This window comes from Nitrosomonas sp., from assembly GCA_031316255.1.
In the GTDB taxonomy this organism is placed as follows: Bacteria; Pseudomonadota; Gammaproteobacteria; order Burkholderiales; family Nitrosomonadaceae; genus Nitrosomonas.
Window position 1 is genome coordinate 1,263,869 of record JALDQW010000001.1, and the last position, 13,587, is coordinate 1,277,455.

At 40.3% G+C, this 13,587-nt stretch carries 11 protein-coding genes; 10 read left to right on the forward strand and 1 reads right to left on the reverse strand.

The annotated features are described in order from the left end of the window. The first annotated feature begins 2 nt into the window (after positions 1-2). The 10 genes from MRK00_05700 to gyrB all read left to right on the forward strand — a co-directional run bounded on the left by MRK00_05700 (position 3) and on the right by gyrB (position 12,857). Positions 3-1,799, forward strand: a complete 1,797-nt coding sequence (locus MRK00_05700; protein ID MDR4516869.1) for a lipocalin-like domain-containing protein — start codon at positions 3-5, stop codon at positions 1,797-1,799. 58 nt (positions 1,800-1,857) lie between these two features. Further along, a complete protein-coding gene (gene fabD, locus MRK00_05705; GenBank protein MDR4516870.1) occupies positions 1,858-2,958 on the forward strand; it encodes an ACP S-malonyltransferase in 1,101 nt (366 codons plus the stop codon). A gap of 180 nt (positions 2,959-3,138) precedes the next feature. Beyond that, positions 3,139-3,891: a 4'-phosphopantetheinyl transferase superfamily protein gene (locus MRK00_05710; GenBank protein MDR4516871.1), complete on the forward strand. Its 753-nt coding sequence runs from the start codon at positions 3,139-3,141 to the stop codon at positions 3,889-3,891. A gap of 96 nt (positions 3,892-3,987) precedes the next feature. Beyond that, a complete protein-coding gene (pcnB, locus tag MRK00_05715) occupies positions 3,988-5,385 on the forward strand; it encodes a polynucleotide adenylyltransferase PcnB (GenBank protein MDR4516872.1) in 1,398 nt (465 codons plus the stop codon). Between the two features lie 2 nt (positions 5,386-5,387). Continuing rightward, a complete protein-coding gene (gene folK, locus MRK00_05720; protein MDR4516873.1) occupies positions 5,388-5,894 on the forward strand; it encodes a 2-amino-4-hydroxy-6-hydroxymethyldihydropteridine diphosphokinase in 507 nt (168 codons plus the stop codon). 57 nt (positions 5,895-5,951) lie between these two features. Further along, positions 5,952-6,746, forward strand: a complete 795-nt coding sequence (gene panB, locus MRK00_05725; protein MDR4516874.1) for a 3-methyl-2-oxobutanoate hydroxymethyltransferase — start codon at positions 5,952-5,954, stop codon at positions 6,744-6,746. A gap of 18 nt (positions 6,747-6,764) precedes the next feature. Further along, a complete protein-coding gene (gene panC, locus MRK00_05730; protein MDR4516875.1) occupies positions 6,765-7,601 on the forward strand; it encodes a pantoate--beta-alanine ligase in 837 nt (278 codons plus the stop codon). A gap of 87 nt (positions 7,602-7,688) precedes the next feature. Further along, positions 7,689-9,053 carry a chromosomal replication initiator protein DnaA gene (gene dnaA / locus MRK00_05735; protein MDR4516876.1) on the forward strand — a complete coding sequence of 455 codons (1,365 nt, stop codon included), beginning with the start codon at positions 7,689-7,691 and terminating at the stop codon, positions 9,051-9,053. Positions 9,054-9,276: 223 nt separating this feature from the next. Then, entirely contained in the window at positions 9,277-10,392 is a 1,116-nt protein-coding gene (gene dnaN, locus MRK00_05740) for a DNA polymerase III subunit beta (GenBank protein MDR4516877.1), read from the forward strand. 44 nt (positions 10,393-10,436) lie between these two features. Further along, positions 10,437-12,857, forward strand: a complete 2,421-nt coding sequence (gene gyrB / locus MRK00_05745) for a DNA topoisomerase (ATP-hydrolyzing) subunit B (protein ID MDR4516878.1) — start codon at positions 10,437-10,439, stop codon at positions 12,855-12,857. Between the two features lie 93 nt (positions 12,858-12,950). Here the strand turns inward: gyrB and MRK00_05750 are convergent, their stop codons facing one another. Continuing rightward, complete coding sequence (locus MRK00_05750; protein ID MDR4516879.1) at positions 12,951-13,382, reverse strand: holin family protein; 432 nt, start codon at positions 13,380-13,382, stop codon at positions 12,951-12,953. Positions 13,383-13,587 lie beyond the last annotated feature (205 nt).

Below are 13,587 nucleotides of genomic sequence, written 5' to 3' on the forward strand. Positions count from 1 at the left end.
CCATGTACGAACAAATTCAGAATTTACTGGAAAAAGTGCACTTCGGCGAGCTTTCCGAAGCTGAAGCGAGAGCGCAATATCTGAACTTGATTGAGACCGTTGTAAACGGAGAAAAACAGGACAATCAAGTTCTCGCCAGTAATATTATAAGGCCCGTTTTTCCAGCTGAAAATCATGCCAACTCAGCTTATGCTACACGAAAAATAGAATGTATTAATCACATCGAAAACCCGGAGTTACGATTATTCATCTTCTTACCGTTTGGCTTCGGTAACGAAGCCCTGACGTGGTCATGGAAAAATGCTTTCAGTGATCAGAATAATATAGAAATCTGGTTAATGGGCGCATCTGATTTTTCTGACTGGCAAGAATTAACCGATTACATGGTGGAAAATATCAAGCTGCACTGCGATAAACCATTTATTGTCTATGGTCACTCCATGGGAAGCATTGTCGCTTATGAAACCGTAGTTAAACTTGAACAAAGCTGTCAGTTATCACCCATAGTTTTTATCCCTTCATCGGTTTCACCACCCGAAATATTTGAGCGTTATAAAATACTGCCCCCTGTTTATGAAATCGATCGCTCCATGGAAATGCGCGAATGTCGGGAAATACTGGAGAAAAGTCAAATCATTCTCCCATTGAAATCCGGAATAAAACCATTACCCGATGAAGCAATCTGGTGCGATCTGGAACTTATCAAATCTTACAATTTCCAGCATGATCAGTTTCAATTGTCCTGCCCGATCCTGGCTATTCAGGCAAACAATGATATTTTGATCAAAGACGCGGTAAGCCTGTCGCTATGGAAAAAATATACCAAAGAATCGTTTTCTTTAGTAGAAATTGAAGGCTCGCATCTATACTTCATGAATCCTCCACAATCTTTTTTTAAAACTGTCAAATCATTTTGTAAAAAAGAAAACGATAAAAAAAACAATTTATTTACTGCTGCAACATACCAACTCGTTTCCTTTGAAGCAGGCACTGAAGAAGTCCATATATACCCATTTGGCACAAATCCGAAAGGATATCTGATTTATCAGCACGACGGCAAAATGGCTGCACATTTATGGCAAGGCTCGCGGAATAACCTAGCAATTAATGTCCTTAATGAAGGAACGAAAAAAATAACACCTGCTGAAAAAATACTGACATATCTATCGTATACCGGTGCATATCAGGAAGATATCGGTGTTATTGAACACGCCGTATCTGCAAGCACCGATCCTAATTTTGATAACGATAGTCTTACCCGCTACTTTCAGATCGAAGACAATACTATCACATTAACAACTGCGCCGTTAACGACCCAAAACGCCAGGCAAAGTAAATCAAATGGCTATTCCAAGCTCATTTGGAAGCAAGTCAACAATCAAGCAAAATATGCAGATCACTGGTGTGTCGGATCATGGCCGATAACAGTCTTTGAAGAAGACGGGAATCGAATTTTAGGGGATCATCCCGACGGATTATTGATCCTGACAGCAGAAGGCATTTTTTCATTGGTCGCTGTATTGCGGGATAGAAATCGCCCCTACTATGACAATTTAGTGCTGGCAACCAATGAGGAACTCAATGACGCTATCCATACTACACGTTCTTGTTGCGGGCATTTTGAAGTCATCGATCATAATCATTTTGTTTTTTATATCGAGCAAGGCATGCTCGAAACTAATATCAAAAAAATAAACATCCAGCTCGTATTCTCGCAACGGCAATTAAAATTTGAAGGGCAGTTTGATCGCATCGACAAATCAAAAATACACTGTGTTATGGAATTGAATCGGCATTGATTGTATGAACTGATTTGTACTGAAACTAAAAAAATAGTTGCCAATGAAGGAGAATAAAATGATTTGCTACATGTTTCCCGGCCAAGGTTCCCAAACAAAAGGAATGGGAGAAGGTTTGTTTGATGAGTTTCCTGAAATAACCAAAATGGCGGATGATATTCTTGGTTACTCAATCAAAAAATTATGTCTGGAAAATGAAAATCTACAATTAAACAACACCCAGTATACACAGCCGGCTATTTATGTGGTCAACACGCTGACTTATTTGAAAAAATTAAAGCAAACCAAAAAAAAACCGGATTATGTCGCAGGTCACAGCCTTGGAGAATATAATGCACTGCAAGTTGCAGGCGCTTTCAGTTTTGAAGCGGGCTTAACGCTCGTTAAATGCAGAGGTGAGTTAATGGCACAGGCTGGCGAAGGTGCCATGGCCGCAATCCTCAAAATGTCCAAAGCGCAAATCCGGCAATGTCTGGACGAAAATGGCTTATCCTCAATTGATATTGCCAACTATAACGGACCTGCTCAGATCGTTATTTCGGGTTTACCTGCAGATATCAATCGCGCCAAAATTTTCATCGAAAATGCCGGCTCAGTTTTTATCCCGCTCAATACCAGTGGCGCATTTCACTCGCGCTATATGGAGCCCATCAAAGCACAATTTGAAAGCTTTCTGGAACAATTTGAATTCGCAGAATTGAACATTCCGGTTATTTCCAATATCGATGCCCAACCGTATAAAAATGAGTCTATAAAAACTTATCTGGCCAGCCAGATTACACACTCCGTCATGTGGGAACAAAGTATGCTTTATCTGCTTGAACTGGGTATTGATGAATTTGAAGAAATTGGCAATGGCCAGGTTTTGAGCAAGTTAATTGCTTCTATAAAGCTACAGTATTCGTCCACCAAAAAATACTCAATAAAGCAGACAGCCCAGCAGAGTGAAAACATTGTGGATATGCCCAAAAATCAAATAGATAACTGGAATAATCATTATCCAATCGGAACTCCTGTGAAAGCCAAGGGTTACAAAAAAGAATTGCAAACCCGCAGCAATGCAATGTTTATTTTGAATAATAAAGCTGTCATTTATTTGCTGGGTTACAAAGGTTATTTCCCATTGAACGAAATTTCAGTCATACCTTCCGGCAAATAAATAATTTGTACGCTGGAGTATTGCTAAATCCTTAGGTTCATTATTTTGCCGGAAATGATAAATCACATCGCGTCGTTACCAAGAACACGCATCAAAAAACAGAATTTGTAAATAACAATGATCATTCCGAACAAAAATGTTTCAATATTAAAACTGAACAATAATGACATCCACCTATGGATGACTAAGCCACGTTGCATTTGGCAAACCGGTTTACTTGCACAATATAAAGGCATACTGACTGATGAAGAATTAAAAAAGCAAAGCAGTTATATTTTTGCTGAAAAACGCCATAATGCTCTAATTACTCGTGCTTTTATACGCGATTTGCTCTCGCATTATGAAGATATCCACCCTTCCCGCTGGCAATTCACAGCAGGTTCCCACGGCAAGCCGGAAATTGTAAATCCATTGTTACCACTTCGGTTTAATATCAGCCATACTGATGATTTAATCATCTGTGCCGTGATGTTAAACGACGATATTGGCTGTGACGTAGAAATGGTTAACAGAAACTGTAGTTTTTTATCAATTGCAGAAAACTATTTTTCGCAACAAGAATTTTCGGATTTACTCAATACATCGGAAAATGAACAACGCAGCCGTTTTTTTGATTACTGGACTTTAAAAGAATCCTATATCAAAGCCCGTGGTCTAGGATTATCCATACCCTTGACAGACTTCAGTTTTGAAATTGGATCAAACAGACTGCAATATAAAAATGACAATATACGCCTGCATTTTTCTGCCAAGCGATTTGACCATACCCAATTTTGGCGCAATTGGCTATTTTATCCCAATGAAAAACATCGAATAGCCATCTCTACCAGAGGAAAAACGAGCAATCAAGCCAGACAATACCGATTTCGTTTTTTTGAAAATACACCATTGCTGCAAACTACTGAATTAAGTAAATTGAGTTTTCCTACTTGAACAAGGTATATCTCCAGTTAAAATTGAAGCGATATAACATGATGAAATATAAGCTCTGGGTGTATAATTCAATGCTGATACGTACTGTATTTCGCAATGATCCGAAAATTTCTTCACAAAGTATTTAAACGTAAGACTTCTGCTGTCAATACAAAAACTCAGCTACGCATAATACCGCCTAATGTCCATGGTATTAACCGTGGACAAATCAGCCAATGTGCGCTAAAAGTTACGCAGGGGCTGCAAAAAGCCGGTTTTTCCGCATTTATTGTTGGCGGCGCTGTCAGGGATCTGCTGCTTGGACTCGAACCAAAAGATTTTGATGTCGCGACTAATGCAACACCCGAGCAGGCCCGCTCTCTGCTCAGGCGCTCCCGTATTATCGGACGGCGTTTTCGCTTGCTACATGTCATGTGCGGAAACGAAACTGTAGAAGTGTCAACGTTTCGTGGCCCTATATCTGCCGACAATACTATTCCGGGTATTAAAAACCACACCGATCAGCATGGCAGATTGTTGCAAGACAACGTTTTCGGCAGCCAGGAAGAAGATGCAGCGCGCCGTGATTTTACCATTAATGCACTTTTCTACGATCCGTGCAGCGAAGAAATTCATGACTATCTCGACGGATATGCCGATATCGAAGCTAAAACACTGCGTATTATTGGCGATCCTACACGTCGTTACCGGGAAGATCCGGTACGCATGCTCAGAGCCGTTCGTCTGGCGGCAAAGCTGGACATGCAGATTGACACCAGCACAGCCAAACCCATTGGTGATCTAGCTCCACTATTGTTAAATGTACCGCCCGCACGCTTGTTCGACGAGATGTTAAAACTGCTATTGTCAGGCCATGCACTCTCTTGTGTAGTCGATCTGCGTGCACGCGGTTTACACCATGGTCTGTTACCAATGCTCGATGTTATTCTCGAACAACCCATGGGAGAGCGTTTCATAACGCTTGTACTCAAAAATACGGATGAAAGAATTCAACAGGATAAACATGTTTCACCGGCTTTTTTATTTGCTTCGCTGCTCTGGCATGAGGCTCTTGCAACCTGGGATATTCACAAGACATCCGGGGAAAAACCTGTAATTGCATTGCATAGTGCAATCGATGAGGTATTGTCAAAACAACAAAAAAATCTCGCTATTCCACGTCGCTTCAGTGCTGCTATTATCGAAATTTGGGCAATGCAGCCACGATTTGAATCTTTAGCAGGCCGCAAACCTTTTCGCCTGGTTTCCCATCCACGCTTTCGTGCGGCATACGATTTCATGCTGTTACGGTGTGAAAGCGGTGAAATAAATGCGGAATTGGGGTTATGGTGGAAAAATTTTGTTGCTGCCGACCATGAAAAGCGTGAAAAAATGATCCATAAATCCACTTCGTCCAGAAAACGTAAAAACCGAAGTCGCCGAAAATCTGCTATAAAACCGGATACAGCCGATAGCGCACCAGCCACATTAGCCAATGAAAAAGCCGCATCTTAGAAATGTCCTATCCAGATAAAAAGAACAGTCTCGCATATATTGCGCTTGGCAGTAATCTTGAAGATCCGTTCAAGCAGATACAATCGGCAATCGAGAAAATAAAAAAATTACCCGATACAAATTTTTTGAAATGTTCTTCTCTTTATAAAAGTAAAGCCGTTGGATTGCTCAACCAGCCTGATTATATCAATGCTGTTGCCGAAATCGATACGACGTTAACACCTGTAGAATTATTGGATAAATTATTAAAAATAGAACTGCAACATGGACGCGTACGCACGTTTCGCAATGCACCACGCACACTTGATCTGGACATTTTGCTCTACGGTAATCTGCAATTCAGCGACGATAGGCTGACGATACCCCATCCGCGCATGACCCAACGCGCGTTTGTATTGCTGCCGTTAATGGAAATCGCGCCGCATTGCGAGATTCCGGAACATGGTAAAATCAGTCAATTGATTACTGCATGTTCCAATCAAAAAATTGAACAGCTCAATATTTCCTGAAAACAAATCTCTTCATTTCAGATGTGCTATTGAAGATCGATTGAATAAATAATCCATATGAGAACCACAATCAATACTTTACTGAAAATGTATGAAAATGGTGAGAAATTTACTGTTCTGACTTGCTATGATGCGCTATTTGCCAAACTCTTGGAAGACTGTGGGGTTGATGTTTTACTGGTCGGTGATTCCCTGGGCAATGTGATTCAAGGCAAAGAGACCACATTGTCGGTTACCCTGGAAAACATGATTTACCATACACATTGTGTGGCACGTGGCGCTGACAAAGCATTTATTATGGTCGATATGCCTTTTGGAACCTCGCAGCTGTCCCCGGAACGCACCTTCGAAAACGCATCCCAAATCATGGCTGCAGGCGCCCAGATGGTCAAGATAGAAGGCGGCCGTATTATGGCCGAAACGATTCAATACTTAACACAGCGAGGCATTCCAGTTTGCGCTCATATCGGTTTAATGCCGCAGTCTATTCATCAACTGGGTGGCTATAAAATACAGGGAAATACGGAAATCGCGGCAAAAATGTTGCTGGAAGATGCAAAAATCCTGGAAGAATCCGGCGCTAATTTATTATTGATGGAAGCGATTCCGGCAAAGCTTGCAAAACAAATTTCGGAAATCCTGTCTATTCCAACAATTGGCATCGGCGCTGGCGCTGATTGTTCTGCTCAGGTACTGGTCTTGCATGACATGCTGGGTTTGTATCAAGGTAAAAAATCTAAATTCATCAAGAACTTTATGGAAGAATCCCACACCATTGAGGATGCCGTGCGCAATTATGTCAAGGCGGTGAAGACAAGTCAGTTCCCTGATTCAGAACATGAATTCCATTAACCGCTAAATTCAAGCAAATTGAAAATAGTCGAAAACATAGCAGCACTGCGTCAAGCGCTACAAAATGTAAAAAATATTGCCTTCGTGCCAACAATGGGGAATTTGCATGAAGGCCACCTCTCGCTCATACGAATCGCCAAAAAGCATGCCGACTTTGTGGTTGTCAGTATTTTCGTCAACCCTCTGCAGTTTTTACCCAGTGAAGATTTTAATCACTACCCACGATCACTAAAAGCAGATTGTGATTTGCTAAACAGCCTGGATGTGGATTTGGTCTTTGCTCCCAATAATAAAATTCTTTTTCCTGTTCCTCAGGAAATCTTGGTACTATTACCCCCTATAGCTGACATGTATGAAGGTGAATTTAGACCCGGTTTTTTTACTGGCGTTGCTACGGTCGTATTAAAATTAATTAATATTATTCAACCGGATATCGCTGTTTTTGGAAAGAAGGATTATCAGCAATTGCATATTATGCGATTAATGATGCAACAGTTTAACTTTCCGATTAAAATTCTGGATGGAGAAATTATTCGGGCAACGGATGGGCTTGCTTTGAGTTCCCGCAACCAGTATCTAGACAACACTCAACGTCTGGAAGCATGTAATTTATATCAAACATTAAAAAACATCGTTAATGAAGTAAAAAACGGTCAAAGCGATTTTTCACGATTAGAAAAGAAGGCAATTAAAACACTTACTGAAAAAGAATGGAAAGTAGACTATATTTCCATTGTCGATCAAGAAACGTTGTTACCTGCTCAAATCAATAACCGAAAACGCGTTGTACTGGCAGCTGCTCGAATTGGAAAAACAAGACTCATAGATAATATCGAATTTATCAACGAGTGTTGATCAATGACTTAAATTGTCATTAGACTTTAAACCGATTTGCGTACTAGATTCGATCTGGTTCCGATTAATACAGGTAATAGTTAAATCATGCAGGCATTTAATACTTTCTGGTTATCATGTCTTGAACATTTTAGAAATGAATTAAATGCACAACAATTCAACACCTGGATCAAACCTCTCGAATTAGAAGGCAATAATCATGATAATGGAACGGAAGTCATTATCATTGCGCCTAACCGGTTTGTTCTGCAATGGGTTCAAGATAATTTTATTTCGCATATCGAAAATATGGCGAAAGATCATTTTTCGAAAGAAATTCAATTTAACCTGAAAATAGCTGACCCATCTAAAGTAGCCAATAAATCAACCAAAATAGAAAAAACTGCACCGGCGCCTATAGCTGAAAATCAGTCTAAACAAAAAAAAAGAACGGCCAGTCAGCTCAACCCTAATTTTACATTCGACAATTTCGTCACCGGAAAAGCCAATCAACTGGCCCGGGCAGGCGCCATTCAGGTTGCCGAATCACCTGGAATCGCTTATAACCCACTTTTTATCTACGGCGGTGTTGGACTCGGTAAAACACATCTCATCCAGGCAATTGGAAACTTGGTCTATGAAAACAACAAGCAAGCGAAAATCCGCTATGTGCATGCCGAAAAATATGTATCCGACGTCGTCAATGCATATCAACACAAGTCATTTGACCAATTCAAACTGTATTACCATTCACTCGATCTTTTGATGATTGACGACGTACAATTCTTTGTTGGCAAAAACCGAACTCAGGAAGAATTTTTTTACGCATTTAATGCGCTTATTGAAGCGCATAAACAGGTCATAATTACCAGTGATTCCTATCCCAAGGAAATATCCGGCCTTGAAGAACGTCTCGTTTCACGTTTTGGATGGGGTCTGACTGTTGCCATTGAACCACCGGAACTTGAAATGCGCGTTGCCATACTTATCAAAAAAGCCGAGCAAGAAAAAATAAAGCTCGACGAAAATATTGCTTTTTTCATTGCAAAGCATATCCGCTCGAATGTTCGTGAACTGGAAGGCGCGTTGAAACGCATCACTGCGTTCTCCCGTTTTGTCGGTCAGGATATAACGCTTGAAATTGCCAAAGAAGCATTAAAAGACTTGCTCGCAGTACAGAACCGGCAAATATCGATAGAGAATATCCAAAAAACCGTAGCCGATTACTACAAAATAAAAGTTTCTGAAATGTACTCCAAAAAAAGATCTCGCGTTATCGCAAGGCCCAGACAAATGGCTATGGCTATTGCCAAGGAGCTCACGACACTGAGTTTGCCTGATATTGGCGAAGCGTTTGGCGGCCGGGATCATACGACAGTACTGCATGGTCATCGAAAGATCAATGAACTCCGTACATCCGATCCTGCAATCAATCGTGACTATAATGCATTGATACATATTCTGCGTGGTTGAAAATTACCCGCAACTGTTACTCATTTTTATGTTGATAACATTTTAAAAACCTGTGAATAACTTCAAATACACACTTTTCTCTGATTTTATCCACAAAAAACACACATGAATTACTGTTTTTATACCCTATTTATTTTAAAAATAAATATCTGATTCTTAAAAATAAAACATATTTATACAGTAATTTTCAAATCATTATCAGTTTTACTAAATATTTCTATAAATGATTTTATTTAAAACAAACCGGGAAAACTTGCTTAGACCATTGCAAATGGTTACAGGAATTGTTGAGAAAAAACAAACCAAGCCCATACTCTCAAATGTGCTCATTCAGAAAAATAATGAAACAATTTCTTTCTTAACCTCTGATATGGAAATGCAGATAACAGCAACTTCCAAAATTGAAAATAATGAAGGTCAAGATTTTTCGCTAACGGTATCAGCTAAAAAATTCTTGGATATTGTTCGTGCTATCGATTCCAACGCCGAGGTTTTGTTAGTCAAAAAAGATGAAAAGCTTCAAGTCAAATCGGGAAAAAGTTTGTTTAATTTGCAAAGTTTGCCTTCGGATGACTACCCTGTTCTTTCCGAAGAAAACGAAATTGCTTCTGTAATCACCTTACAACAAAACATATTTAAAAACTTATTGAACAATGCTCAGTTTGCGATCGCGGAACAAGACATCCGCTATTTTTTGAATGGCGTACTACTGTCAATAGAAAATGGAGAATTAAAAACGGTAGGTACTGATACTCACCGATTAGCACTTGCTTTGACAGAAATTCAATCATCTGATATAAATCAAGAAGTTATTTTACCTCGCAAAACTGTGTTTGAATTGATAAAACTGCTGAAGGACGATGAAGAACCGGTCAAGATAGAAATCTTTCCAAAACAAGTCAGGTTTACATTTTCCGATATTATTCTTATTTCAAAAGTTATTGATGGCAAATACCCGAACTACAATCGTGTTATTCCCACACAAAATGACAAATACTTCGATCTAGATCGTGCTTCTTTCCTGCAAATATTGCAACGTGTATCGATTCTATCCAATCCAAATGTACTCTTAAGAGGCGTTCGTTTAACTATCGATAAAGAAAAACTCAGTATTTTTTGTAAAAATAACGAACAGGAGGAAGCATCGGATGAAATAGCGATACAGTATGATAATGAACCGATCGATTACAGTTTGAACATTACCTATCTTGTAGATTTATTAAATAATGTCACAGTCGATACATTTCGTTTTGCATTTGCAAATGCTTCATCCAGCGTATTAATTACTGTTCCGGACAGAGATGACTTCAAGTATGTCATCATGCCAATGAGAATTTAATTCCCCAGCTATTTTGTTATAATTTTTTGGAAAATGCCTTATTCATGAATGACGAGAAAAACAATCTACCTATAGAAGATAAAAGCAACTATGGTTCAGACAGTATCAAAATACTGAAAGGTCTTGATGCGGTACGTAAACGGCCCGGTATGTATATTGGTGATACCAGTGACGGAACTGGCTTGCATCATATGGTTTTTGAGGTTGTCGATAATGCTATTGATGAAGCTCTGGCCGGTTATTGCGACGAAATTACAGTAATACTGCATCCAGATAATTCAGTCAGCGTACATGATAACGGCAGAGGCATTCCTACCGGGATCAAACAGGATGATGAACAAAAGCGGTCAGCAGCTGAAATTGTTATGACCGAATTACACGCCGGTGGCAAATTTGACGACAATTCATATAAAGTGTCAGGGGGTCTTCATGGTGTTGGCGTATCTGTTGTCAATGCATTATCTGAATGGTTACATCTCACGATACGCCGTGATGGAAAGATTCACGAAATGGAATTTCGTATGGGTGTACCTGTTAAGCCACTTACAATTGTTGGAGATGCCGAACGACATGGCACCGAAGTTCATTTCCTGGCCAGCAAGGAAATTTTTGGAAATGTCGAATATCACTATGATATTTTTGCCAAACGATTGCGCGAGCTTTCGTTTCTCAACAACGGGATAAAAATTCACCTTATCGATCAGCGTCAGGGAAAAGAAGAAAAGTTCGCCTTTTCGGGGGGGATCAGAAATTTTGTGGAATATATCAACCGCACTAAGACAGTTTTACATTCCAATATTTTTTATGCATCCGGTCAGAAAGATGAAATTACCATTGAAGTTGCAATGCAATGGAGTGACAGTTACAGCGAGCAGGTCTTGTGCTTTACCAACAATATTCCACAAAAAGATGGTGGCGCACATCTGACGGGTCTACGTGCAGCAATGACGCGTACGCTGAACAGCTATATCGAAAAAAATGAATTGGCAAAAAAAGCCAAAGTTGAAACGGCGGGTGATGATATGCGTGAAGGACTGTCTTGCGTACTTTCTGTCAAGCTGTTTGAACCAAAATTTTCTTCACAAACCAAGGAAAAACTTGTTTCTTCAGAGGTAAGGCCAGTTGTTGAAGAAATCGTTTCACAAAAGCTTTCAGAGTTTCTGCTGGAAAATCCTGTCGATGCAAAAACGATCTGCAATAAAATTCTGGAAGCAGCAAGAGCGCGCGAAGCAGCGCGCAAAGCGCGGGAATTAACTCGTCGTAAAGGCGTGCTTGACAGTATGGGGTTGCCAGGAAAATTGGCGGATTGCCAGGAAAAGAATCCGGAACTCTGTGAGCTTTATCTAGTCGAGGGTGATTCGGCGGGCGGTTCAGCGAAGCAAGGCCGTGACCGCAAATTTCAAGCGATCATGCCCCTGAAGGGAAAGATACTTAATGTGGAAAAGTCGCGTTTTGATAAACTGATTTCTTCTCAGGAAATCATAGCGTTAATCACAGCACTTGGAACAGGAATTGGTAAGGACGAATATAATCCAGACAAACTGCGTTATCACCGAATCATCATAATGACTGACGCGGATGTTGACGGTTCGCATATACGAACGCTACTGTTAACATTTTTTTATCGCCAGATGCCGGAACTGATAGAACGCGGACATATCTATATTGCGCAACCTCCGCTTTATAAGATTAAACATGGAAAAAAAGAACGTTATGTCAAGGACGACTATGAACTTAAGCAATATATTCTAGGATTAGCTTTGTCAGATGCGCAATTGTATGCTGAAACAAATAAGCCGGCGCTGACAGGTGAAACGCTGAAGAAAATTGCCACTGAATACCTATTGGCCGAGGCCGTGATAGAACGCATGAGCCGTTTGACCGATAACGCCGTTATGAATGCCTTATTGCATCAACCGGAGATTGATTTGAGTAATGAGGAAAATGCGGCTAACAGCGCAGAACGGCTGCAATCACATGTTCATGATGCAAATATAAAAGCTGAATACGATGAAGTCAATGAACGCTACCGCCTTAGAATAGAACGTTTGTCACATGGAAATCTGCATGTCAGTTATTTGGATCAGGATTTCTTGCACAGTGGCGATTACACACAAATCAAAAAAACATATCAGGTATTTCACGGGCTGATAAAGGACGGCGCATATATTCAACGCGGTGAAAAAAAACAATCGATCGGCAATTTTAAACAGGCGCTCGAATGGCTGCTTGAAGAAGCAAAAAAAGGGTTGAATATCCAGCGCTATAAAGGACTCGGTGAAATGAACCCAGCACAATTATGGGAAACGACTATGGATCCATCAATCAGAAGACTGTTACGTGCGCAGATCGTGGATAGTATATTAACAGACGAAATTTTTACAACATTAATGGGGGATGTAGTCGAACCGCGAAGAGCTTTTATTGAAAATAATGCACTCAGGGCGACGAATATTGATGTTTAAGTCGATGTTAAAGGACTGATAAAAAAGAATAACATACCGGCTGATTTTATGCCGGTATGTAATGGTTAGGCGAATGTGTTGCACGCGCCAGACTTAGTCCTCTTTCAAAGGGCTTCGTTCTCTGGAAACACCTTTCAATTTTTCAAATGTCCGCAATCCACCCATTCCCAACATAGCCAGTACCAACTGATAAAGGCCATCCGTATGGATTTGCGGAGGATGCGGAAATTCAGGATAAAATGCGGAAAATGCCCAGGCCAGCATGGGTTGCAGTACGAAAGCCCACAATAACCCGATTCCGCAAATCCAGCCGATAAATGGCCGCCATCCGGCAACGAATACGCTTTTATGACTTGCTTCAACCAGATTAACCCTGGTTTGAGCCTCTCCAGCTGACATTACCGCATTCATTAATTCACGTTCAAATTCTTCCTTGGCTTCAGCACGTTTATTGGGGTCAGGAATTCGATCAATAAGCTTGTTGATTACTGGCCCTAATAAAGGTTGTAAGAAATTCCAGATCATTTTGATTCCTCCTAATGTATGATTTACCTTCTAAAAAGTATGCAGCTGCAAGATGCTATACACGGATTATTCATGAGCGACGAATAACGTGGTATGGCACCATCTCAGGGACAACAGAAATAATTCATTCATTGAGAACTACCCCTAGAATAACGTATTTTTTAAGATTGTTCATCTGACGGGTATTGAACCGCTTCAGCACGAT